General features: G+C 57.2%; 20 protein-coding genes and 3 tRNA genes. 5 read left to right on the top strand and 18 right to left on the bottom strand.

Translation table 11 applies throughout. The features are described 5' to 3' along the window. Positions 1-28 precede the first annotated feature (28 nt). The 4 genes from BLV81_RS01475 to tsaB are packed head-to-tail and all read right to left on the bottom strand — an operon-like array spanning position 29 to position 3,051. Positions 29-1,021, bottom strand: a complete 993-nt coding sequence (locus BLV81_RS01475; protein ID WP_092351659.1) for a DUF1853 family protein — start codon at positions 1,019-1,021, stop codon at positions 29-31. Continuing rightward, positions 1,002-1,868, bottom strand: coding sequence for a uracil-DNA glycosylase (locus BLV81_RS01470; protein ID WP_092351657.1), 867 nt, complete (start codon positions 1,866-1,868; stop codon positions 1,002-1,004). The genes BLV81_RS01475 and BLV81_RS01470 overlap by 20 nt, the downstream gene beginning before the upstream one ends. Further along, entirely contained in the window at positions 1,865-2,350 is a 486-nt protein-coding gene (gene rimI, locus BLV81_RS01465) for a ribosomal protein S18-alanine N-acetyltransferase (protein ID WP_092351655.1), read from the bottom strand. The genes BLV81_RS01470 and rimI overlap by 4 nt, the downstream gene beginning before the upstream one ends. Then, positions 2,347-3,051, bottom strand: coding sequence for a tRNA (adenosine(37)-N6)-threonylcarbamoyltransferase complex dimerization subunit type 1 TsaB (gene tsaB, locus BLV81_RS01460; protein ID WP_092351653.1), 705 nt, complete (start codon positions 3,049-3,051; stop codon positions 2,347-2,349). The genes rimI and tsaB overlap by 4 nt, the downstream gene beginning before the upstream one ends. Before the next feature lie 164 nt (positions 3,052-3,215). On the opposite strand from tsaB, the gene BLV81_RS01455 reads away from it, so the two are divergent. Then, positions 3,216-3,638 carry a thioredoxin family protein gene (locus BLV81_RS01455; protein WP_092351651.1) on the top strand — a complete coding sequence of 141 codons (423 nt, stop codon included), beginning with the start codon at positions 3,216-3,218 and terminating at the stop codon, positions 3,636-3,638. Between the two features lie 43 nt (positions 3,639-3,681). Here BLV81_RS01455 and BLV81_RS01450 read toward each other — a convergent pair whose 3' ends face one another. Both BLV81_RS01450 and BLV81_RS01445 read right to left on the bottom strand, forming a co-directional pair. After that, positions 3,682-4,596 (bottom strand): LysR family transcriptional regulator, encoded by a 915-nt coding sequence (locus BLV81_RS01450; protein WP_092351649.1) that lies wholly within the window; start codon positions 4,594-4,596, stop codon positions 3,682-3,684. 100 nt (positions 4,597-4,696) lie between these two features. After that, a complete protein-coding gene (locus BLV81_RS01445) occupies positions 4,697-5,446 on the bottom strand; it encodes an ABC transporter ATP-binding protein (protein WP_092351647.1) in 750 nt (249 codons plus the stop codon). Between BLV81_RS01445 and BLV81_RS01440 the strand changes: the two genes are divergently transcribed. After that, positions 5,445-6,137: an arylesterase gene (locus tag BLV81_RS01440; RefSeq protein WP_092351645.1), complete on the top strand. Its 693-nt coding sequence runs from the start codon at positions 5,445-5,447 to the stop codon at positions 6,135-6,137. The genes BLV81_RS01445 and BLV81_RS01440 overlap by 2 nt on opposite strands. A 131-nt stretch (positions 6,138-6,268) precedes the next feature. On the opposite strand, the gene BLV81_RS01435 is transcribed toward BLV81_RS01440, so the two are convergent. The 12 genes from BLV81_RS01435 to BLV81_RS01380 all read right to left on the bottom strand — a co-directional run bounded on the left by BLV81_RS01435 (position 6,269) and on the right by BLV81_RS01380 (position 20,859). Continuing rightward, the gene (locus tag BLV81_RS01435) at positions 6,269-8,206 is read right to left on the bottom strand and encodes a SurA N-terminal domain-containing protein (RefSeq protein ID WP_092351643.1); all 1,938 of its coding nucleotides are present in this window, start codon (positions 8,204-8,206) and stop codon (positions 6,269-6,271) included. Positions 8,207-8,295: 89 nt separating this feature from the next. Further along, a tRNA-Asp gene (locus BLV81_RS01430) sits at positions 8,296-8,372 on the bottom strand. Positions 8,373-8,431: 59 nt separating this feature from the next. Next, positions 8,432-8,507, bottom strand: a tRNA-Val gene (locus BLV81_RS01425). A 101-nt stretch (positions 8,508-8,608) separates the two neighbouring features. Then, positions 8,609-8,881, bottom strand: a complete 273-nt coding sequence (locus BLV81_RS01420) for an HU family DNA-binding protein (RefSeq protein WP_092351641.1) — start codon at positions 8,879-8,881, stop codon at positions 8,609-8,611. Between the two features lie 303 nt (positions 8,882-9,184). Then, positions 9,185-11,596 carry an endopeptidase La gene (gene lon, locus BLV81_RS01415; protein ID WP_092351639.1) on the bottom strand — a complete coding sequence of 804 codons (2,412 nt, stop codon included), beginning with the start codon at positions 11,594-11,596 and terminating at the stop codon, positions 9,185-9,187. Between the two features lie 306 nt (positions 11,597-11,902). Beyond that, positions 11,903-13,171, bottom strand: a complete 1,269-nt coding sequence (gene clpX / locus BLV81_RS01410) for an ATP-dependent Clp protease ATP-binding subunit ClpX (protein ID WP_092351637.1) — start codon at positions 13,169-13,171, stop codon at positions 11,903-11,905. A 197-nt stretch (positions 13,172-13,368) separates the two neighbouring features. Next, positions 13,369-13,995, bottom strand: coding sequence for an ATP-dependent Clp endopeptidase proteolytic subunit ClpP (clpP, locus tag BLV81_RS01405; protein ID WP_092351635.1), 627 nt, complete (start codon positions 13,993-13,995; stop codon positions 13,369-13,371). A gap of 95 nt (positions 13,996-14,090) precedes the next feature. After that, the gene (gene tig, locus BLV81_RS01400; protein ID WP_092351633.1) at positions 14,091-15,443 is read right to left on the bottom strand and encodes a trigger factor; all 1,353 of its coding nucleotides are present in this window, start codon (positions 15,441-15,443) and stop codon (positions 14,091-14,093) included. A gap of 194 nt (positions 15,444-15,637) precedes the next feature. Next, the gene (locus BLV81_RS01395) at positions 15,638-16,135 is read right to left on the bottom strand and encodes a CreA family protein (RefSeq protein WP_092351631.1); all 498 of its coding nucleotides are present in this window, start codon (positions 16,133-16,135) and stop codon (positions 15,638-15,640) included. A 168-nt stretch (positions 16,136-16,303) separates the two neighbouring features. Then, positions 16,304-16,390, bottom strand: a tRNA-Leu gene (locus BLV81_RS01390). Positions 16,391-16,564: 174 nt separating this feature from the next. Then, complete coding sequence (locus BLV81_RS01385) at positions 16,565-19,660, bottom strand: efflux RND transporter permease subunit (RefSeq protein WP_092351629.1); 3,096 nt, start codon at positions 19,658-19,660, stop codon at positions 16,565-16,567. Beyond that, positions 19,657-20,859, bottom strand: a complete 1,203-nt coding sequence (locus BLV81_RS01380) for an efflux RND transporter periplasmic adaptor subunit (RefSeq protein ID WP_092351627.1) — start codon at positions 20,857-20,859, stop codon at positions 19,657-19,659. Before BLV81_RS01380 ends, BLV81_RS01385 begins: the two co-directional genes overlap by 4 nt. Positions 20,860-21,056: 197 nt before the next feature. Between BLV81_RS01380 and hpnC the strand changes: the two genes are divergently transcribed. The 3 genes from hpnC to hpnE all read left to right on the top strand — a co-directional run bounded on the left by hpnC (position 21,057) and on the right by hpnE (position 24,246). Next, the gene (gene hpnC / locus BLV81_RS01375) at positions 21,057-21,869 is read left to right on the top strand and encodes a squalene synthase HpnC (protein WP_092351625.1); all 813 of its coding nucleotides are present in this window, start codon (positions 21,057-21,059) and stop codon (positions 21,867-21,869) included. A 148-nt stretch (positions 21,870-22,017) separates the two neighbouring features. Further along, positions 22,018-22,851 carry a presqualene diphosphate synthase HpnD gene (gene hpnD / locus BLV81_RS01370; RefSeq protein WP_092351623.1) on the top strand — a complete coding sequence of 278 codons (834 nt, stop codon included), beginning with the start codon at positions 22,018-22,020 and terminating at the stop codon, positions 22,849-22,851. 48 nt (positions 22,852-22,899) lie between these two features. Continuing rightward, positions 22,900-24,246 (top strand): hydroxysqualene dehydroxylase HpnE, encoded by a 1,347-nt coding sequence (gene hpnE / locus BLV81_RS01365; protein WP_092351621.1) that lies wholly within the window; start codon positions 22,900-22,902, stop codon positions 24,244-24,246. Positions 24,247-24,305 lie beyond the last annotated feature (59 nt).

The raw sequence follows: 24,305 nt of genomic DNA, 5'->3' as shown, positions 1-24,305 counted from the left end.
ATAAATCCACCCGCTCCGCATCAGACCTCTACCCCGCCTTACCCACAGTCAGATGGCGCTGGGCTGCGGCTCTTCCCGCCCAGTCGTCCGGCACCACAAAACCCCTGCCTGTTTCCAGGCCGTAGCCGCCTTCCGGGCGTAAGGTCGCCAGCAATACCGGCGCAGCGTCGCCGGCGAAATGCTCCGACAGGGCCAACCGCGCATCCGCCGCGCTGAGTGCATGCTCAAGCGCTGTTTTTGCCGGCGCCAGCCAGCGCTGGCGCGGCAATATCTGATACATGGCTGACGGCTCCAGCGGCAAGGCTGACAGGCTGCACCAATAGCCACGGCAAGCGTGGGCGGATACGCCCAGCACTGCGGGCAGACGCACATGCGCATCGGGATAAAACAACCAGCCTTTTATCAAGGCCTGCGCTGAGGTGACCGGCTCGCTCAGATGGATCTGGGCGGCAGGATGCTGCGATAAAACCAGTTGACGCTGCAAAATCTTTTGCATTTTCGCGCCCAGCGAGTCGGCCAGGTTCGGCCCCAGAAAATCGTCCGGCTGCAGACTCTTGCCGCTGGTTTCCAGCAAATAAAACTTGGTCGCGAACTCCCAGTGGACCAGGCCGCCGTTGAGCTGCAACAAGAAATCGAATTCGCCTATGGTGTCGTTCTTGCTGGCCCGGACTTGCACGCCGTGCGCCACCAGCATCTGCCGTTGTTCAAAGTAGAACGCCAGCAATTTTTCTGCATATAGTCCCAGACGGCTCGATGGCAGGCGGCCTATGTAGTGATGCAATGCCTGCAGCTTTTCCGGGATCTGCTCCAGCTCGGTCAGCCACGCGGCCAGATCGGCGTCAGCGTAGCTGGCGATCTTTCCTTGCCACTGCGCAGCCTTGGGATCGAGCAAATCAGGCGCATCCAGCAACCAGGCCAGCGCCCGCACATGCGGATCAAACAGGTGATTCCAGCGCCGGTGAAACTGCTCCTGGCATGCACCGGCATGCGCTGCGGCAAGATCACCGATCGACGTTGGCATAGGTACTCATGGCCAGGCACAAATCGCTCCAGACTTTACCTTTGTCGGCCAGCTGGCGCAACAGATAAGCCGGATGGTAAGTCACCACCAAAGGACGATCGGCATAACGATGCACGGTGCCGCGCAGTTTCGAGACAGGAGTCGCCGGATCGAGTCCGAGCAAAGACAAGGCCGCAGTCTTGCCCAAGGCAACCAGTATGGTCGGCTGGATCAGTTCTATCTGGCGTTGCAGATACGGCAGGCAAGCCGCCACCTCATCAGCTGCAGGCGGACGGTCGCGGCCGGTGCCGTCGGTTGGCCGGCATTTGACGATATTGGCGATGTAGGCATTTTCGCCGCGCTTCAAGCCCATCGCCAGCAGGATGTTATCGAGCAATTTACCGGCCGGACCGACGAACGGCTCCCCCTGGATATCCTCGTTGCGTCCCGGGCCTTCGCCGATAAACAGCCATTTTGCCTTGTTGTCGCCAACACCGAACACGGTATTTTTGCGCCCACGGCAAAGCCCGCAAGCAGTGCAGCCGGCGACGGCTTTTTGCAATTGCCGCCAATCCATGGCAGCGGGTAAAACCGTGGTGGTCGTTACAGGCGACGTCACTGGCGCATCGTCGTCGCCCCAGGCCGAAACAGCGGCGTTGTTCAGCGGCACGCTCTGCGCCTGGACTACTGCTTCAGCTTCGACAGGCGACTCTGCAACAGGAATTTCAATTGCCGGCGCGAACGCCTGCTGCGGCGTTGCATCTGCATCGATCGGTTCCGCCTCCGGCAAACCGCCGTCGCGCCGCAGCCACAGCGGGCCGAGGCCGATCTCGTCGAGGAAAACGCCGCGCCTGCTCAGCTCGCTCATAAGGCCAGCCTCATCACAATAGCTTCTTCGCGCTTGTCGCCAGCCGCCGGATAATAGTCCCGGCGCCGGCCGATCTCGACAAAGCCATAGCGCTGATAGATAACAATCGCGCGCGTATTCGAGGGCCGCACTTCCAGCAATATCGATTGCATCTTCTGCTGATGCGCCAGCAGGCAGACTTTATCGAGCAGCATCTTGCCGATGCCGCGCCCATGCATGTCGCCATGCACGCTGATATTCAGCAGATGCGCTTCATCCAGCGCCTGCATCACGAAAAAATAACCCAGCATGACCTGGGCGGCATCGCGCAAGACCCAGCACTGATAACCGCTCTGGATAGAATCGACAAAATTGCCACGGGTCCAGGGATGGGAATACACACTCTTTTCGATCGCCACCACCTCATCCAGGTCTTCGATGCGCATGGCGGCAAATGACAGCGGCCGCAACAAATCGAGCGTTGACCGTACGTTCGCACTCATGGATGCACCTTGGCGGCGCGCTCGGCAATGGTGAGCGCCACCTTGTTACGTAAATACAAGGGTTGTGCTTCGAGCGCGCTTAGACCCAGCCCCTGAGCCAGCGCAACGCGGCCCAACTGGGCGATCTGGCGTGCATTCGGCATCACCGCCGGCCAGCCGCCGGCTGCGAAAGGCGCCGTCGCAAACGCTTCCGCATACGCCGTCAGGCCATTACCGCAAGCTTGCAGCGCACCGTTTTCTGCGGCCAAGGGCGACACTAGCACCGGCGCCGATAAAGTCGGCTCGACGACCACCTGCCAGAGATTCGCGGCAAAACGGTATTGCGCCCAATACACCTCGCCCATGCGCGCATCCAGCACCGCCAGTACTTCGCCGGCGCCGTTGAGGTCGCGGCAAGCTTGCGCCATGGCGGCCAGCGTCACCACTGGCAACACCGGCAAATCGGCGCCGAATGCCAGCCCTTGCACGATGCCGCAAGCGGTGCGCACGCCGGTGAACGAGCCAGGGCCAACGCCGAAAGCCAGCGCATCGCATTGCGCCAGGCTGATGCCGGCCTCGGCAAGCAAGCTTTGCACCATGGGGAGAATGGCAAGAGAGTGTGTCTGGACGCCCGCCGATTCGCGCGTGATCACCTGGCCGTCGCGCAATAAGGCGGCGGAGGCCAGTTCGGTAGATGTTTCGATGGCAAGAATGGTCTGCATGGGCCGTATTTTACCGCGCCCGACGCCGCTTCGGCTGCACTCTGCGCGATTGGCACAGGCCAAATCGGCGCTAAATCAACACAAACGCAGCGCAAACGTCCCAAGAACCCCCAAACCGCGGGTATTCAAGCAGAATTACGCCCGCTCGCTGTAAAATACCGCGAATGCTGATCCTTACTCTCAACAACGATAACCACCAAGAACTTGCCGCCACCCTATCCAACGATGGCTGGGTAGTGGCTTGCCTGTGCGCGGCCTGGTGCGGCAGTTGCCGGGAGTATTTCGCGAACTTCACGGCGCTGGCGCAACGCCACCCGCAAGCGCAATTCACCTGGATAGACATAGAGGACCAGGCCGACCTCATCGGCGACCTTGACGTCGACAATTTCCCGACCCTGCTGATACAGCGCGGTGACGTAGTAGCTTTTCTGGCGCCGGTAGAAATGGATTTGCGCCTGGCCGAAAGAATCCTGCAGGCGCAGATGGAAAAAAGCGCAGCAGAGCTGCAAGCCGAAGCTCAGAGCACTCCGGAGCGCCGCCACTGGCAGCAAGAAGGCAATTTATTGCGACGCCTGACCGGCGTCTGATCGGCGGCGCTACGGCGGCTATTAAACTCTGTCCCGCAATTTATCACGATGCCAGCCAGGGATCGCAATCCGGATGCGGGAATTGCGCCATCATGAAGTCGACAAAACTACGCACCTTGGCCGACAGCAACCGCCGGCTCGGATACACCAGGCGCACCGCCACCTTGTTGATCTGATAGTCCGCCAGCACCCGCACCACGCGCCCCGCCACCATGTCGTCGCCCAGCGTATAAGAACTGCGCATGGCGATTCCCATCCCGGCCAGCAGGCAGTGCCGCAGCAGGTCGGTATTGTTCGACATCACTTTGCTGGTGATAGGAATAACCGAGGTGCCCTGGGCGGACTGGAAAGTCCAATGATGGCGCAAGTGCTCCAGGGAGAAATTGAGGCAGGAATGCTGCGCCAGGTCCTCCGGCGTCTGCGGCACGCCGTGTTCCGCAATATAGGCCGGCGAGGCGCATAACAGTACCTCCGCAATGCCGAGCTGCCGCGCCACCATGCTGGCGTCGAATTTCTGGCTGACCGAAAAAACGCCGACGTCAAAGCCCTCTTCGATCAGATCGACGGTACGATCCGACAGCGTCACATCCAGCTGGACATCGGGATACTGTTTGGAATAAAGAGGCAGCAAACGCGCCAGCTGGGTCTGGCCAAAGCCGATCTGAGAATAGATGTGCAGCGTCCCCGCCGGATGGCCCGACAGCACCGAGGCCGCGGCTTCCGCTTCGTCGATTTCATCCAGAATCTGCCGCACCCGCTCCAGGTAGGCCTGGCCCGGCTCGGTCAAGGCCATGCGGCGCGTCGACCGATGCAGCAAGCGGATCCCGAGGTGGTTTTCCAGATCGGCGACCAGGCGCGTCACCACCGCATTCGACATATCCAGCACCTTGGCCGCGGCGACAAAACTGCCCTGCTCGACCACCTTCGCAAAAACCCGCATTGACTGCAAGCGATCCATATTCTTCGTCCTATCTTATGCACTGCACGATGTATGATTAAGCCGGCTGCCCTGAGCAACGCGGGAACAGCGGCGCCTCACGTCAACCCTCATGCCAGGCTTACTGGAATATCTGTGCCTCCGCGGCGCTGGTATCGCCTGGCCGCAGCAGGCGGCCGGCGGCGATCGTGATGGTCTGGCGGCACTGCATGGCAATCGACGCATCGTGCGTCACCAGAACCAAGGTTGAACCGCGTTCCTGGTTCAGGTCGAACATCAGCTGAATCACCGCATCGCCGGTAGCGGCATCGAGGCTGCCGGTAGGCTCGTCGGCAAACAATAACGGCGGCTCGGTCACGAACGCGCGGGCCAATGCGACCCGCTGCTGCTCGCCGCCGGATAAATATTTGGGGTAATGTTGCAAGCGTGTCGCCAGGCCGACCCGCTCCAGCTTGGCCTGCGCTTTCTCCCTGGCGTCTTTGTCGCCTCGCAGTTCGAGCGGCAGCATGACGTTCTCCAACGCGCTCAAATGGCTTAACAGCTGGAAAGACTGGAATACGAAGCCGAGCTTCTCTTTACGCAAACCAGCCCGCCCATCTTCATCCAGAGCAAAAATATCACTGCCGTCGATATGCACGGTGCCGGAGGAAGGCGTATCCAGCCCGGCCAGCAAGCCCAGCAAGGTCGACTTGCCGGAACCGGAAGCGCCGACAATTGCCAACGTGGTGCCGCCCTGGACGTTAAAATTGATATCATCAAGGATCAGCAGCTCGCCGCTGGCGTCAGAGACACGTTTGGTCAAACGTTGCACGTCGATGGCCGGGGCTTTGGAAATTACCGTTGCAGAATGAACAGAAGAGGATTGATGCATGCAGATTATCGACTCCGGAATGGGAACAGGTTTTCAGAATTTGATCGGCGGCTTGCGTAGCAAAGTCATTCGCAGCTTGCGGCTGGCGACCTTGTTGTTTGGCCTGCTCGGTCTAGTATGGGCGAACAATGCCTATTCTGCATCAAAATCGATACTCGTGTTAGGCGATAGTCTTTCGGCAGAGTATGGGCTGGCACGCGGCAGCGGCTGGGTTGCCCTGTTGCAGCAACGCCTACAGGCGGAAAAATTCGACAGCAGCATCACCAATGCCAGCATCAGCGGCGAAACCAGCAGCGGCGGCAAGACGCGTTTGCCGGCGCTCCTGCAGCAGCGGCCAGATATCGTCATCATCGAGCTCGGCGCTAACGACGCCTTGCGCGGCTTGCAATTGAGCGCAACCGAAAGCAATCTGCGGGCGATGATCAGCGCTGCGCAACAGGCCAAGGCAAAAGTCCTGCTGGTCGGCATGCGGATTCCACCGAACTACGGCAGAGACTACACCGAAAAATTCTTTTCGCTGTATGCAACGCTGGCGCAGCAAACCAAGGTGCCGCTGGTTCCGTTCCTGCTGGACGGCGTCGCCGACAAACCGGAGTTGTTTCAGGCGGATCGCATTCACCCGGTTGCCCAGGCACACCCGGTGATATTGAACAACGTCTGGTCGGGATTAAAGCCGCTGCTCGCTAAATAGCATCGGCCAGGCTCGCAAGAGCTCCCGCTCACGCTCATTGCGCGCAATCAGTGAAAAAGCCCATTCAACCTGCATTGAATGGGCTTTTTTCAATCCGGCCTGATCAAATCGCTTTAGTCGATTTAGCCATATCAGTTTTGCTTATCGCCGCCGTCAACCGGTGTCACTGCCAGCGGCTTCAGGATCTTGACCTTGGCTTTCTCTTTCAGCACATTCACATAAGCCAGCATTTCCTGCTGCGCCAGGACGCCGGTAATTTGCTGCTGTTCGGCGACGCGACGCGCCTGATCCTGGGCTGCCGGCTGACCGATCTTGGCTATGCGGTACAGCGCATAACCCTGCTGCGGCAACGTCACGCCGACGTAGGCCGGCAATTTATTGACATTGGCCTTCATCACCGCCTCGAATGCCAACGGATCGATACCTTGGCTCTTGGCGCGCGATACGGTTTGCGTTGCGCCGAAATCGCTGGCGCTGCCGCCGTCTTGTGCCTTCAAAGCTGCCAGCTTTGCTTCGCCGGCTTTCCTGGCCAGTGCAGCTTCTTCGCTGCGGGTAACCTTGTCGCGGATAATCGCCTGGACTTCTTCAAACGAGCGTTTCGTGACCGGCTTGTATTCAACGACATGACCCGCGATAAACGTATTCGGCGCAACTTCGATTGCTTCGGTATTATGCTTGTTCTTCAAGGACTCGTCCGCATACAGCGCCGTCAGGAATTTTTGGTTGTTGTATGGAACGGCAGGCGCAACGGCTGGATTCTGCTGGCGGCCCAGATTCGCCGCCGATTGAATTTGCAGATGCAGCTTGTCAGCGACCGCCTTCAGGCTGTCGCCCTGTTCATACACCGTATTGCTGAATGCTTCTGCCATTTCAGTGAATTTGCGCGCCGCCAGTTGTTTCTTGATTTCAGCGCCGATTTCCGCCTTGACCTCATCCAGCGGCTTGACCTGGGCAGCCTTGATGCCGGTCAGTTCGATAATGTGATAACCGAAATCGGATTGCACCAGATCGCTGATCTCGCCTTGCTTCAGCTTGCTGGCGGCATCGTCGAAAGGCTTGACCATCATGCCGTTGCCGAAATAACCGAGATCGCCGCCCATTTCAGCAGACGCAGTATCTTGCGAATTGGCCTTGGCTACTTTGGCAAAATCAGCCGGATTCTTGCGCACTTCTGCCAGCAAACTCTCGGCCTTGGCTTTGGCCGCAGCCTGCTCGGCAGCCGGCGCATCCTTTTTTACCGAAATCAGGATATGGCTGGCGCGGCGCTCTTCCGGCGTTGTATAACTTTTCAGGTTCTGATCGTAATAGGATTTGATATCGGCATCGCTGACCGTCACTTGCGCGGCAATCGCGGCGCTGTCGAGCAGCACATAGTCGGCCTTGATTTGTTCGGGAATCTCGAATGCCTTGGCGTTCTTGGCGTAATAGTCCTGCAGCATGGCGTCAGTGACTTTCACCTGCGCGGCATAGTCGGCAGTCTTGAACAGCAATTCCTGCACGTCACGTTCCTGATCATTGATATCAGACAAACGCGTGGCGACGGTTTTAGGTGTAAACGCGGTTGCCTGCACCGCACCATTCAATTGCTGCATGGCCATGTCCTGCCGCAGACGGGCTTCGTACATGGTCGGCGCCATGCCTTGTGCCGCCAGCAAAGCCTTGTATCGTTCATTATCGAACTTGCCATCCGCGCCCTGCAATGCCGGCACGCCGAGAATAGCTTGCTGCAAGCTTTGATCGGATACGGACAGGTGCTCGCTGTTGACGGTCGCGGCCAACACACGCTGCGAGATCAGATTGTCCAGTACGCCTTGCTTGGCTTCCGGCGTCTCCAGCATCTTCGGGTCGAAGCGCTCGCCGAACGCCTGGCGCATGCTATCCATTTGCTGGCGCAAGGCAGCGTCCAGATCCTGCTTGCTGATCGGCTGGCCGGCGACTTTCGCCACCGTGTTGGCGCCATCGCCAAAACTGCTATAACTTTGCAGCCCGACTAGAGCAAACGAAGGGATGATCAACAACAGCAACAGGAATTGCATCAAGCGCTGGTGGGTACGGACAAATTCAAACATGGTCGGCCAATCGAGATCAAGTAAGGCTGCAATACAAACCAGATGGACATAAGAAAAAAGGCGAACTCTCGTTCGCCTTTTTTGTATTTTGGCGGAGTGGACGGGACTCGAACCCGCGACCCCCGGCGTGACAGGCCGGTATTCTAACCAGCTGAACTACCACTCCTAAAACTACTATTCGCAAATCTTATACAGCAAATTCGCAATTTTTCGCCTGACTGTTGTTGGTGGGTGCTGAGAGGCTCGAACTCCCGACCTACGCCTTGTAAGGGCGCCGCTCTACCAACTGAGCTAAGCACCCTCGCTTGCCGGATTTATCAGGATCAACACAAAACCACCTGAAAGAAAACACGACAGATTAGCCAGTCAAACATTTGGCGTTTGTCACCACGCCAAAAGATGCTAGTTTACAGCATCTTTCAGCGCTTTGCCAGGCTTAAATTTAGGAACTTTCGCTGCCTTGATTTTAATTGCCTCTCCGGTACGTGGATTACGGCCGGTACGCGCTGCACGTTTGCTCACCGAGAACGTGCCAAAGCCGACCAGCGTCACGGAGCCGCTCTTCTTCAGAGTGGTTTTAACGGCGGCGACCACAGCGTCCAATGCGCGCGCCGACGCGGCTTTGGAGATATCTGCTGACTTGGCTATGTGATCGATTAATTCTGTTTTATTCACTTAAGTCCCCTCACATGGATGGCAATTCGAGATGGCGGATGTTCCAGTATTTTTTCGTAAAATCATCGCAGACGGAGTGCGAAAAAAATCTGCAAGGACGTATTAAACAAGCCGCAAAGCCTTGTGTCAAGCGCTTTACGGGCGCTATGGCAGGGGTTTAACTTGATTTTACAAACTTGATATATTCAACATCAGATGCGCGCGCGCATAAAAAAAGCGCCCTTGCGAGCGCTTTTTTAAAGAACGAAATTAAGCCTGTGGATTCAACGGCTTATTCCAATCTCCTGGCAGCTTAGTGCCAACTTAATGCTTGACTACACTGGGATCGGCCTTCTCGCTACTCTTGGCGACCGTCGCATCCAGCATGGCTTCCTCTTCGGTCAACGGCACCGGCTGCCGCTCCAGAGCGATCTCCAGCACTTTGTCGATCCAGCGCACCGGTACGATTTCCAGCTTGTTCTTGACGTTGTCCGGGATCTCGGCCAGGTCCTTCACATTCTGCTCCGGAATCAATACCGTCTTGATGCCGCCGCGATGTGCCGCCAGCAGCTTCTCTTTCAAGCCGCCGATCGGCAAGACCTCGCCGCGCAAAGTGATTTCGCCAGTCATGGCGACATCGGCACGCACCGGAATCCCGGTAAAGATCGAGACCAAAGCGGTAGTCATCCCGACACCGGCCGACGGACCGTCTTTTGGTGTCGCGCCTTCGGGCACGTGGATATGGATATCGCTCTTCTCGAACGCCTCACTCTTGATGCCAAGCTTGGCGGCACGGCTACGCATGACGGTGCGCGCTGCCTCAATCGATTCCTTCATCACATCGCCCAGGGTGCCGGTACGAATGATCGCCCCCTTGCCTGGCATCTTGACGGCTTCGATGGTCAGCAATTCACCGCCCACTTCAGTCCACGCCAAGCCGACCACCTGGCCGATTTGATTTTCTTTCTCGGCAACGCCGTAGTCGAAGCGCCGCACACCGAGGAATTTATCGATGTTCTTGGAAGTGACAGCCACCTTCTTCTCTTGCTTCTTCAACAGCAGCAGTTTCACCACCTTGCGGCAGATTTTCGAGATTTCCCGCTCAAGCGAACGAACCCCGGCTTCACGCGTGTAATAACGAATGATGTCGCGAATTGCACCTTCGGCAAGGCTGATTTCCTCGACCTTCAAACCATTGTTCTTGATTTGTTTAGGCAGCAGATAGCGCAACGCGATATTGGTCTTCTCGTCTTCGGTATAGCCGGACAAACGAATCACTTCCATCCGGTCCAGCAGCGCCGGCGGGATGTTGAAAGAGTTCGAAGTCGCCACGAACATCACATCCGACAAATCGAAATCGACTTCGATGTAATGGTCCGAGAACGTATGGTTTTGTTCAGGATCAAGCACTTCCAGCAGGGCCGACGATGGATCGCCACGGAAATCCATACCGAGCTTGTCGATCTCATCCAGCAGGAACAGCGGGTTGCGCACCCCGACCTTGGACAGGCTTTGCAAGATCTTGCCCGGCATGGAGCCGATGTAGGTACGGCGATGACCGCGGATCTCGGCTTCATCGCGCACACCACCCAGGGCCATCCGCACGAATTTGCGATTGGTGGCACGGGCGATCGATTGGCCCAGCGAGGTTTTACCCACGCCCGGAGGACCGACGAAACACAGGATCGGCGCTTTCAGTTTGTCGACGCGCTGTTGCACGGCAAGATATTCCAGGATGCGTTCTTTAACCTTATCAAGGCCGTAGTGATCGCCTTCCAATACTTTTTCCGCATTGCCCAGCTCATTGTTGACCTTGGACTTTTTCTTCCATGGCAAAGCGACCAGCGTATCGATATAGTTGCGCACCACCGTCGCTTCGGCCGACATCGGCGACATCAGCTTCAGCTTCTTCAGTTCGCTCTGCGCCTTTTCCAGCGCTTCCTTAGGCATCTTGGCAGACAGGATCTTCTTTTCCAGCTCTTCCAGATCCGCGCCTTCTTCGCCTTCGCCCAATTCTTTCTGGATCGCCTTGACCTGTTCGTTCAGATAGTATTCTCGCTGCGATTTTTCCATCTGACGTTTGACGCGGCCGCGGATGCGCTTCTCAACTTGCAGGATATCCAACTCGCCTTCGAGCTGGCCCAGCAGGTGCTCGTAACGCTTGGCGATATTGAAAATCTCCAGGATCACCTGCTTTTGCTCAAGCTTCAGCGGCAAGTGCGCGGCAATGGTATCGGCCAGGCGGCCGGCGTCGTCGATGCCGGACAGCGAAGTCAGGATCTCCGGCGGGATTTTCTTGTTCAGTTTGACGTACTGGTCGAATTGCTGAACGATGGCGCGACGCATCGCTTCCACCTCGGCCTCATCGCCCAACTCGGATTCTACCGGCGTCAGATCGGCGACAAAATGCGTGTCAAGTTCGCTGATGTGATGAATGCGGGCGCGTTGCGCCCCTTCCACCAGCACTTTGACCGTGCCATCAGGCAATTTCAACATTTGCAAGATGTTGGCCACGCAGCCGATTTCATAAATATCGTCCGGCGACGGCTCGTCCTTGGCCGCGGCTTTCTGGGCCGCGAGCATGATGCTCTTGCCCTGCTCCATCGCAGCTTCAAGAGCCTTGATCGATTTCGGGCGGCCGACGAACAATGGAATCACCATATGCGGGAATACCACGACATCCCGTAAAGGCAAGAGAGGTAACTGAGTTTGTTCAGTAAATGTAGAAGTCGTCATGGTGAGCCCTATCAAAAAAACTTATTAATGATGTTGGCACGAGTGGCCGAAACTCAAGCCCCGGTTTCAACAATAAATCACCACTTCTATTTGCGATGCATTTGCGATGGCCAATAAAAAAGCCACACGCGAAGTTAACTTCGGGTGGCTTTGCGATTGAAGCCAAATCGTATATTTTGGTAAATTGTACTACTTTTAGGTCAAAAACCTGCTTAAACCCCTGCTTTTTACATGGTTTTACAAATTTACCAAAATTTGGCGTCATCCCCGCCTTCGCGGGGACGACGGAATTTTTAAGGCTGCCTATTATTTTGCGCCGGACACCTTAGGCTGATCATGGTAAATCAACAATGGTTTCGCACCGTTGTTGACGGTATTCTCATCGACGACGACCTTGGCGACATTTTGCTGGCTAGGCAAGTCGTACATTACGTCGAGCAATACATGCTCCAGGATCGAACGCAAACCGCGCGCACCGGTTTTACGCGCCAAGGCGCGTTTGGCGATGGCTTGCAGCGCGGCAGGCCGGATTTCCAGCTCAGCGCCTTCCATCTGCAGCAATTTCGAGTATTGCTTGACCAGGGCGTTCTTCGGCGCGATCAGGATCTCGATCAGCGCTTCCTCGTTCAGTTCGGCCAGCGTCGCAATCACCGGCAGACGGCCGACCAACTCCGGAATCAAGCCGAAGCGCGTCAAGTCCTCCGGCTCGGCATCCAGCAACACTTCGCTGGAAGTCCGCTGGCTCTGGCTTTTCACATTTGCCGAAAAACCGATTCCGCTCTTTTCCGAACGCTCGGAAATGATCTTGGCCAGGCCATCAAAAGCACCGCCGCAAATGAACAGGATATTGGTGGTGTCGATTTGCACGAAATCCTGATTCGGATGTTTGCGCCCGCCCTGTGGCGGTACCGAAGCCATGGTGCCTTCGATCAGCTTCAGCAAAGCCTGTTGCACACCTTCACCTGACACGTCGCGGGTAATCGACGGGTTATCCGACTTACGGGAAATCTTGTCGATTTCATCGATATAGACGATGCCTCTTTGCGCCTTCTCGACTTCGTAATTGCAATTTTGCAGCAATTTCTGAATGATGTTTTCAACGTCCTCACCGACATAACCGGCTTCGGTCAAGGTAGTGGCGTCGGCGATCACGAACGGTACATTCAGCATGCGCGCCAAAGTTTGCGCCAGCAAGGTTTTGCCGGAGCCGGTTGGACCCACCAGCAAAATATTGCTTTTTGCCAGTTCGATATCGTCCTTCTTGCCGAGATGCTTGAGACGTTTGTAGTGGTTGTACACCGCCACCGACAAAATCCGCTTGGCAGGCTCCTGGCCGATTACGTACTGATCGAGCAGCTCGCAAATCTCTTGCGGGATCGGCAGTTCCGATTTTTGACCATCCAGCGTCTCGACGTTCGAAGCTTCATCGGTAATGATGTCATTACAGAGATCGATACATTCATCACAAATGAATACCGACGGCCCGGCGATGAGTTTTTTCACTTCATGCTGGCTTTTGCCGCAGAAGGAACAATAAAGCAGTTTTTCGCCGCTGGAAGATTTTTTATCAGACATAAAGGGCAGAGTTTAAGTAAAACTTTAGAGGGTGGACCGCAGCATTGATTTGCAGCACCGATATCCGGCATTGAAATCCGGTATTGAATTTATATTACCCGTGAAATCCAAATCCGTCACGCTCGGGCGATTTTTGAAAAGCAAAACGCCCGTACCTTTGGGGCCGGGCGCCTAGCATTCCGTCTATCACTGTGCAATCAAGCGCGTGTCGCCAGGACTTTATCAATCAGGCCATATTCCACAGCTGCATCGGCAGACATGAAATTATCCCGATCCGTATCCTTGCTGATCTGCTCAATGGTTCTGCCGGTCTTGTCAGCCAGGATACCATTCAGGCGCTCGCGCAAATACAGGATTTCGCGTGCCTGGATTTCGATATCCGAAGCCTGCCCTTGAGCGCCGCCCAAAGGCTGGTGAATCATGATGCGCGAGTTAGGCAGCGAGAAGCGCTTGCCCTTGGCGCCGGCCGCCAGCAGGAAGGCACCCATGGAAGCCGCCATCCCGGTACACAAGGTGGAAACGTCCGGCTTGATGAACTGCATGGTATCAAAAATCGCCATGCCGGCCGACACCGAACCGCCAGGAGAATTGATGTACAAAGAAACATCCTTGTCAGGATTTTCACTTTCCAGGAACAGCAATTGCGCCACGATCAGGTTGGCGGTCTGGTCATTGACCGGACCCACCAGGAAAATCACACGCTCACGCAGCAAACGCGAATAAATATCATAGGATCGCTCGCCGCGGCCACTCTGCTCAATCACGATAGGCACCATGCCAAGCATGTCGGTATCCAGTGCCGAATTACGATTAAAGCCTGTCATATTTTTCCTTATGGAGAGCGCTCAAAACTTAATCTATCCACCGAACAGGTCCAGACTTGCGCCTGGACCTGGAGTGCAGCTGAACTACAGCTCGATTAAGCCTGTTGCCCGTTGTTGCTCATCAATTCATCGAACGCGACCGCTTTTTCAGTCACTTTCGATTTGCCCAACACGTAGTTAACGACGTTTTCTTCCAAAACAAGGGCTTCGACCTCTGCCAGGCGGCGGCGATCGCTGAAATAATATTTCAGGACTTGCTGTGGATCTTCGTAGCTTTGGGCGAAATCTTCAACCTGGGCCTTAACTTGCTCAGGAGTTGCCTGCAGTTTGTTTTCCTTGACCACTTCGGCCAGGATCAGACCCAGACGAACGCGGCGCTCAGCCTGGGCTGTGAACAGCTCTGGCGGGAACGGCATGTCGTTGACCTTCATGCCACGCTGCGCCATATCCTGGCGTGTCATTTCGACCAGGCGCTCGACGTCTTGCTCGACCAGCGCTTTCGGCACTTCCAGAGCGCTGACCTTGATCAGTGCATCCATGACGCTGTCTTTGTTCTTGGCCTTGACGCGGGAACCGACTTCGCGCTCCAGGTTGAGCTTGATGTCAGCGCGCATTTTTGTCAGATCGCCGTCTTCGATGCCCAGGGTCTTTGCAAATTCGGCATCAACCTCCGGCAGGTGCGCCCATTCCAGCTTCTTCAGCGTGATGGTGAATTCTGCTGTCTTGCCGGCGACGTCCTTGCCATGGTAGTCCGCAGGGAAAGCCAGTTCAAAGGTCTTGGATTCGCCGACTTTCAAACCGATAGTCGCATTCTCGAACTCAGGCAACATGCGGCCTTCGCCCAGTACGTATGCGTAATCGTCAGCTTTGCCGCCTTGGAATTCAACGCCGGCTATCTTGCCGACGAAGTCGACAGTCACGCGGTCGCCGTTCTTGGCTGTCAGATCGCTGCCGCCATCGCCGTGCGCGCCTTGCTCGCCCTTGACGTGGTAGTGCACGCGTTGCTTGCGCAGGATATCGATGGTTTTGTCGATTTCAGCGTCGCTGACTTCAGCCTTGGTTTTTTCGACTTCAACGCTGGTCAGATCGCCGATCTTGACTTCAGGATAGATTTCGAAAGTAGCGTCGAACGCCAGCGTGCCTTCAGCCACGCCTTCGCTGTTCTTTGGCTCGATCTTCGGGTAACCGGCAACACGCAGGTTGTTTTCGTTGGCAGCGGTGTTGAAAGCATTGCCGACCTTGTCGTTCAGCACTTCGGTTTCGACCTGATAGCCATATTGTGCAGCGACCATCTTCATCGGCACTTTACCTGGGCGGAAGCCAGGTGCTTTTGCTGTGCGGGCGCGAACTTTCAGGCGCTTTTCGACTTCGGTTTGCACTTCGCTCAGAGCGATAGTGAGGGTAAGGCGGCGTTCAAGTTTATCCAGAGTTTCGACTGCAGTTGCCATGTGGATCGTCCAAAAATTAAAAATTCCGTGGTGCGGCTAAGGCAAATATGGAGTAAAGCGATGAAATATTGTCATTTCAACCCCAGCCCAGCCGCGCTAAAGTCCGATATTCTATACGTAAAACAGCCGGTTGCGCCAAAACGCGTCACTCCGCTGCCGCAATAGCGCTATAAATAACGCTACAACGAGCCCGCTTATTTGAGCGGAATCGGGCTACTGGCCGGCACCGGCACCGCCGTGACACTGTTTTGCGGGCTGCCGTCGATCAATTTATCCGAATAGGTCAGATACACCAGTGTATTACGCTTGGGATCGACCAGCCGCACAATATGCAGGCGCTTGAACAGCACCGACATGCGCTCGGTAAATACATCTTCCTGCAGCGGCAGCTTGGCGCCGAACTGCACCGTAGCGGCGACCTGGCGACAGGCTATCGACGCCTCCGCCCGGTCCTCGGCCAATCCTACCGTGCCCTTGACGCCGCCGGTACGTGCCCGCGACACATAGCAGGTAACCCCTTGCACCTTGGGATCGTCGTAAGCCTCGACTACCACCCGGTCATTGCGCCCGACCCAGCGAAACGCGGTACTCACCTCACCCACCTGCTCCGTCGCTGCCTGCACCGAACCCATCGCAATTGCCGCCAAACCCAAAGCAAGCGATACGATCAACACCAAGGATTTTGTACGCATATCTATTCCAGGAAAGAAATTACGATTGTATGTCGGGGAATCCGTTTGCAGCCGGCCATTGCAAGGGAAATTCGAGTGTATTATTTAAGAGAAAAATTGCAGGCGTAAAAAAACCCTCATCAGAGGGTTCTTCCATGCTCAGCTAACCGCCAATCATATTGACAGAGCTGGTGCGACCGAGAGGACTCGAACCTCCACAAGATTGCTCTCGACAGGACCTAAACCTGTTGCGTCTACCAATTTCGCCACGGTCGCATTTCCAAAGCGCTGCCAACATTCCTCACATTTACAGCACAAACCTGCCCAGCAAGATTGGACAGCCCGCTATTCTACTGCAAGCTGTCCGATATGGCGATAGGCCGGCGCATTTTCAGGTCAAATTTCCACTCGCTTGAGCGCACCCCGAGCGCTACCTCAAGCTTGCTCGACCTATTGCGGCTTCTCAACCCGGAACCAGGCCGCATACAGCGCCGGCAAAAACAACAGGGTCAAGCCGGTCGCAACAATCAGGCCACCCATGATCGCTACCGCCATCGGTCCCCAGAACACCGAATGCGACAAGGGAATCATGGCCAGCACCGCCGCCGCCGCGGTCAGCATGATCGGCCGGCAACGGCGCACCGCCGCCTCGACAATCGCATTCCACGGCGCCACGCCATTGGCGATATCGTGTTCGATCTGGTCGATCAGGATCACCGAGTTGCGGATGATCATGCCAAACAGTGCGATCACACCCAGCTGGGCGACAAACCCGAACGGCCGCTGCAACAGCAACAACGCCGCCGCCGCACCGGCAATGCCCAGCGGCCCGGTCAGGAATACCAGCAAGGAACGCGAAAAGCTATGCAATTGCAGCATCAGCAAGGTGAAGATAATGAAGATCACCAGCGGCACGTTGGCGGCAATCGAAGCCTGCGCCTTGCCGCTATCATGGGCCGCGCCGGCGACGTCAATCAGGTAGCCCGGCGGCAATTGCGCTCTTATCTTGTCGAGCTGAGGATTGATCTGGTCGGTGACAGTCGGCCCTTGCACGCCATCGATCACATCGGCTTGCACCGTGATGGCCCAATTACGCCATTCGCGCCACACGACGCCAGGTTCCCACACCAGCTTGACGGCGGCGATTTGCGCCAGCGGCACCGACTTGCCGCTGGCGGTCGGCACGTTGGCCTGGTTCAAGGCGTCGATGGTGGCCCTTTCATCCAGCGGTTGCCGCACCACGATGTCGATCAAGCGATCATGCTCGCGATATTGGCCGATGGCGGTGCCGGTCAACATGGTGTTAACCGTCTGCATCACGGTTTGCGACCCGATGCCGAGGGCGCGCAGCTTATCTTGGTCCAGGTCTACCCGCAGCACCTTGACCGACTCGTTCCAGTTGTCATTCAGGCCGATAATATTCGGATTGCCGTTCATGACATTCTTGACCTGGTCGGCAATCGTCCTGACTTTGGCGGCATCGGTGCCGCTGACGCGGAATTGCACCGCATACGGCACCGGCGGGCCGCTAGGCAGCAATTTGACGCGCCCCCTTACTTCCGGGAAGCCATGTTTGAATGCCTCGGCAATCCTCAGGCGCAGGGCATCGCGCGCCGCCAGGTTCTTGGTCAGCAACACCACTTGCGCCACATTGGTTTGCGGCAGGATCTGGTCCAGCGGCAGATAAAAGCGCGGACTGCCGCTGCCGACATAGGTGGTCATGCTTTCCAGTTCGGGCGCGGCATGAATGAATGCTTCGAACTTCCTGGCCTGGGCTTCGGTTGCGGCAAAAGACGAGCCCTCCGGCAACCACAGTTCGATCATCAGCTCGGGCCGGCTGGAATCGGGGAAAAACTGTTCTTCGATAAATTTGAAGCCGAACACGCCCAATGCAAATACCATCAGCGTCAAGGCGATGGTGGTCTTGCGCCACTCGACGCACCAGTTAACGGCATTCCTGACACGCGTATAGAACGGTGTATTGAACAACTCATGATGCCCGTCGGCGCCGGCGGCCGGCTTCACTTTCAACAGCAGGTAGCCGATATACGGCGTAAACAACACTGCCACCAGCCAGGAGATCAGCAAGGCCAGCGCATTCACCGAAAACATGGAAAAGGTATATTCACCCGCCGCCGATTTGGCCAGGCCGATCGGCAGGAAACCGGCCGCAGTGATCAGCGTTCCGGTCAGCATCGGCATCGCGGTCGAGGTGTAGGCAAAGGTCGCCGCTTCCAGGCGCGACAAGCCCTCCTCCATCTTGCGCACCATCATTTCCACCGCGATGATGGCGTCGTCGACCAGCAAACCCAGCGCAATGATCAGCGCTCCCAGCGAGATCTTGTGCAAATCGATGCTGAAGATATTCATGAACAGGAAAGTGATCGCCAGCACCAAGGGAATCGTCAAGGCCACCACCAGTCCAGGCCGGACGTCGATGCGGAACGGCTTGGTATGAAAGCCGAGCGACAGGAAACTCACCGCCAGCACGATCAAGACCGCTTCCATCAAGGTCTTCAAGAATTCGTTGACGGATTCGGCGACGATCTTCGGCTGGTTCGAGACCCGTTCCAGGTCGATGCCCACCGGCAGCTTGGCCTTGATCTGAGCCGTGATCTTTTCCATATCCTTGCCGAGCTCGATAATGTCGCCGCCCTTCACCATCGACACCCCGAGCCCGATCACTTCCTTGCTGTTGAAGCGCATCTTGGTCTGCGGCGGATCCTGGTATTCGCGCTTGACGACGGCAAAATCGCCTAACCTGAAGGTCGTGCTATTGGCCCGCAATTGCAGGTTTTCCAGATCCTTGGGAGAAGCCAGCGCGCCGCTCACGCGGATTTGCAGATTGTCGGTGGCAGTCGCCAGCACACCGGTCGACTGCAAGGCATTCTGCGCGCTCAGCTGGTTGACGATGTCTTGTACGGTAATCCCCAGCTGCGAGAATTTCTTCTGCGAAAATTCGATGAATATTTTTTCATCCTGGGCGCCGAACAAATCCACCTTGGCAACCGACGGCAAGGTCAGCAATTGCTGACGGACGAAATCGGCGTAGTCCTTGACGTCGGCATAATTGAAACCGTCGCCCGAGACTGCGAAAATCGAGCCGTAGGTTTCGCCGAATTCATCATTGAAGAAAGGCCCCAGCACACCTTGCGGCAAGCTCAGCTTGATGTCGCCGATCTTCTTGCGCACCTGATACCAGGCATCGACCGTCTCCTTCGGCGTGGCCGACTCTTGCAGTTGCAGGATGATCAGCGTTTCGCCCGGCTTGGAGTAACTGCGGATGGTATCGACGTGCGGCGTTTCCTGCAGCTTCTTTTCCAGCTTGTCGGTCACCTGGTCCGCCATTTGCAGGGCGGTAGCGCCCGGCCATTGGGCCGATACCACCATGGCGCGGAAGGTAAACGGCGGATCTTCGTCCTGCCCCAGGCGGCCATAACTGAGGATGCCGCCGATCACCAGCACCACCATCAGGTAACGCGTCAGAGGTATGTGTTCCAGCGCCCAGCGCGACAGATTGAAACCGGTCTTTTTGCCATCGCTCATCGGGCCGCTCCGCCCGCCGCTGTGGCAACCGAATCGGCGTTCGACGCCAGTGACTGATTCAGCGCGCCTTTAGGCGCGGGCAGACTGCCTTCCGGCGCATTCAGAATAGTGACTTTCTGTCCCGGTTTGAGTTGGTTGACGCCAGCGGTAACCACCTGCTGGCCACCGCGCAGCGCACCTTGAATCCACACTTCGTTGCCATGCTGCCCGGTGATTTGCACCGCCACCTGACGCACCGCGCCGCCCTCGACCACCCATACCGCGCTATGATCCTGCACCCGCAAAAGCGCAGTCAGCGGGACCTTGATCGCATCGTCGCTGGTCTTGCTGATGAAGCTCGCATAAGCCGTCATCCCCAGCTTGACGTTGGGCGTATCGTCCGGGATCGCGATCTTGATGGCGTAAGTGCGGGTGGCCGGATCGGCAATCGGCGATACTTCGCGTACCGTGCCCTGTATCACTTGCTTGGGATCGGCCCACAGGCGCACTTGCACATCGTGGCTGCCGCGCAGCTTATCGACCTGGTTTTCGGGAACGCCCACCACCACTTCCTTGGCTCCCTGACGCGCCACGCTGACCACCGGCGTACCTGCCGCAACGACTTGTCCCGCCTCGGCGTTGATGGCGGTGACCACACCGTCCACATCCGACTCCAAAGTGGCATAAGCGGTCTGGTTCGATTGTCCTTTGAACGCTGCTTCAGCCTGGTCGTAAGTGGCTTGGGCGGCCTTGAACGCCGTTTCTTTCGCATCCAATACCGCCTGGCTGACGAAATTCTTGTCACGCAGCTCCTGGTAGCGCTTCAAGTCCGCCCTGGCCGTATCGCGATTGCTGGTAGCCGAGCTCAGCGCAGCCACCGCCTGCGCCTGCGCCAGCTGCAGGTCTTTCGGATCCAGCCGCATCAGTACCTGGCCGCGCTTGACGACAGTACCGACATCGACCTGGCGCGCAATGATCTTGCCCGCCACCCGGAATCCGAGTTGCGATTCATAACGGGCTTGCACGGCGCCTGGAAACTCGGAGGTGACGTCGGCATTGGCCGGATTCAGCACCACCACGCGCACCGGGCGGATATCTTCAACTTTTTCGACCGGCTTGGAACAAGCCGCCAACAGTAATGTGCAAATAAGCAACAGCCCGGGAGCGCGCATGAGCGCTCGGGTTGCTGCAACCGGATGCGGATTTATCTGGGTCAACACGGTTTTTCCTTTACTATTCTGGGCTGCATTGTTGCTACAGGTCGAACGTTAATAACTTTTAAGTCAGTTATTATAATTGCGCCGGATCAAGTTTGCCCAAAGCTTTTTTTGCATCTGACTGGAAGAAGCAAAAAATGTTCTTTTGATAAAACATTTCCTTTTCCTTGCTGTCCCAATGTCTCTTAACTAATGCCTTAATGTCTATCAATCATTACGAAAATTTCCCGGTCGCCTCTCTGCTCCTGCCAGCCAGTTTGCGTCCCGCGGTCAAGGCGATCTACGCATTTGCCCGCAGCGCCGACGATATCGCCGACGAAGGCGACGCCGGCGCCGACCAGCGCTTGCGCGAACTGCATGCCTTTGAAGCGGCATTAGACAGGATAGAACATAAGCAAGCCGCAGAAAGCCCCTTGTTTCGAACCCTGGAGCAAGTGATCGTCGAATTCCGGCTGCCGCTGGCGCCGTTCCGTGATTTGCTGTCCGCCTTCAAGCAGGACGTGGTCACTACCCGCTACAGCCAGTTCACCGATTTGCTCGATTACTGCCGGCGCTCCGCCAATCCGGTCGGCGCCCTGATGCTGCATTTGTATGGCGCGGCCACCGAACAAAACCTGCATGATTCGGATGCCATCTGCTCGGCATTGCAATTGATTAATTTTTGGCAAGATGTCGCGATCGACTGGGACAAAGGACGGATTTATCTGCCGCTGGAAGACCTGCAACGGTTCGGCGTGTCGCAGGCTCAGCTCGCCGGCGGCACGGTGGATCACGCCTGGCGCCGGCTGATGCAGTTCGAGGTGCAACGCGCGCGCAGCATGATGGTCGGCGCCCAGGCGTTGGCGCTGCGGCTGCCGGGCCGGATCGGCTGGGAATTGCGGCTGGTGATACAAGGCGGCTTGCGCATCCTGGAAATGCTGGAAGCGGCAGATTACGACATGTTCCGTCAGCGTCCGAAACTGGGCAAAGGCGACTGGTTCCTGCTGCTTTGGCGCGCCTGGCGCATGAGATAGAGTACTGCGAGAGCACTGCAAAGCCGCCCCGAAGGCGCTGCGTTCACGGGGATGACGGGCATATCCATGAAAATACTAAAAATCAGCAAACAATCGACGTTCTTACGTATACTTCGGGCAAATTGTTTTTAAGCCGCTTCCCAAATCCATGTCCCCAGACGATTACTGCCAGCAAAAGGCCGCTCAGAGCGGATCCAGTTTTTATTACAGCTTCCTGTTCCTGCCGGCAGAGCGGCGGCGCGCCATCACGGCGCTGTATGCCTTCTGCCGCGAGGTGGACGATACGGTCGACGACTGCACCGACGAGAGCGTGGCGCGCACCAAATTGATGTGGTGGCGCAAAGAGATCACAGCCATGCTGGCCGGCAATCCATCGCATCCGGTGACCCAGGCTTTGCAGCCACATCTGCACACTTACGGATTGGACGGCAAACACCTGCAAGCGATCATCGATGGCATGGAGATGGATCTGAACCAGACCCGCTATCTGGACTATCCGGGTTTGAAGCAATACTGCTGGCATGTAGCCGGCGTGGTCGGCATCCTGTCGGCCAGCATTTTTGGCGTGAGCCAGCCGCAGACGCTGCAGTTCGCCGAGAAACTCGGCCTCGCATTCCAATTGACCAACATCATCCGCGACGTCGGCGAGGATGGCCGCAAGGGCCGTATCTACCTGCCGGTCAACGAGCTGCAGCAGTTCGGCGTCACCGCTGCCGACATCCTGAACGCGCGTTATAGCGAGAATTTTGTCAAGCTGATGCGGTTCCAGGTAACGCGCGCCCAGCAAGCCTACGACGACGCATTTGCCATGCTGCCCAAGCAAGACCGGCGCGCGCAGCGGCCCGGCTTGATGATGGCGGCCATCTATCGGGCCTTGCTGAACGAGATCGAACGCGACGGTTTCCATGTATTGAATCAGCGCATCTCGCTCACGCCCATCCGCAAATTGTGGCTGGCATGGAAAACCTATGTGCGCGGCTAACAGCATGTCGTCACCGCTCTTTCCTTCGTTCTTTCCTTTTTCCTGAAAATGGCCGCAGAAGCGCGACATATCGCCGTGATCGGCGCCGGCTGGGCCGGTTGCACCGCCGCCGTGGAGCTGACGCAGGCTGGCCACCAGGTAACCCTGTTTGAAGCCAGCCGACAACTCGGCGGCCGCGCCCGGCGGGTCGACATCAACGAAGTCACGCTGGACAACGGCCAGCACATCCTGCTCGGCGCCTATAGCCAAACCCTGCGGATGATGCGCAAGGTCGGCATAGACCCGGCCAGCGCCATGCTGCGCCTGCCCCTGCAAATGTGCTACCCCGCCGATAGCGGCGGCATGACTTTTATCGCGCCGCGCCTGCCGGCGCCTTTGCATCTGCTGCTTGCGCTCTGGCGCGCGCAGGGCCTGGATCGTCAGGACAAACTGGCGCTCGCACGATTTTCTTCGGCCGCGCGCTGGATGGGCTGGCAGTTGCACGACGATTGCAGCGTTAGCACGCTGCTGGAACGCTTCGACCAGACCGAGCGCTTAACCCAGCTGATGTGGCGGCCGCTATGCATCGCGGCGCTGAACACCAGGCCGGAGCAGGCCTCGGCGCAGGTGTTCCTGGCGGTGTTACGCGACAGCCTCGGCGCCCGCAGAAGCGCATCGGACATGTTGCTGCCACGGCTGGACCTGAGCAGCTTGTTTCCGCAAAGGGCCGCGGCATTTATCGAGGAACGCGGCGGCAATGTCGAGTCCGGCAGCAGCATCAGGCAATTGCGCCGCCACGGCGCACAATGGCAGTTGCAGGGCAACGACGCCAACCTGGATTTCGATGCCGTCGTGATCGCCACGCCGCCCGAAGCCGCGGCCACGCTGCTGGACGGTAGCGCCGATGCGGGGCTTCTTGCCACTTTGCGCAGTTATGAGTACGAACCGATTACCACCTGTTACCTGCAATATACTGGCGGCATGCGCCTGCCGCGGCCTTTCTTCGCCTTGCTGGATGATCCGGAAAATGCTGGCGGCACTGCGGCCTGGGGCCAGTTCGTGTTCGATCGCGGCCAGCTCGATCCGGCTCAGGCGGGCTTGCTGGCGGTAGTCATCAGCGCCTCCTCCGGCGCCATACAAGCGGGCCACGACGCGTTAGCAAAAACCGTCGCCGCACAACTGGCCGCAGCCTTCAAGCAGCCGCAACTGGCAGCGCCAATCTGGACCAAGGTCATTTCGGAAAAGCGCGCCACCTTCGCCTGCACCCCGGGACTGGCGCGGCCCGCCAACGATAGCGGGCTGGACAAGTTGATGCTGGCCGGCGACTACACCGCCAGCGACTATCCGGCCACGCTGGAGTCGGCGGTGCGCAGCGGCCAGCAGGCGGCACGGGAATTGCTGGCCCAAATCCGCTGATCTGCGCATCGGTTCATTCGCCGAAAATCGCTGATCCCATGGTTGGACTTGAAAATGCT

This window comes from Collimonas sp. OK242, from assembly GCF_900107095.1.
In the GTDB taxonomy this organism is placed as follows: domain Bacteria; phylum Pseudomonadota; class Gammaproteobacteria; order Burkholderiales; family Burkholderiaceae_D; genus Collimonas.
This window is presented reverse-complemented; position numbering and strand designations above follow the sequence as displayed.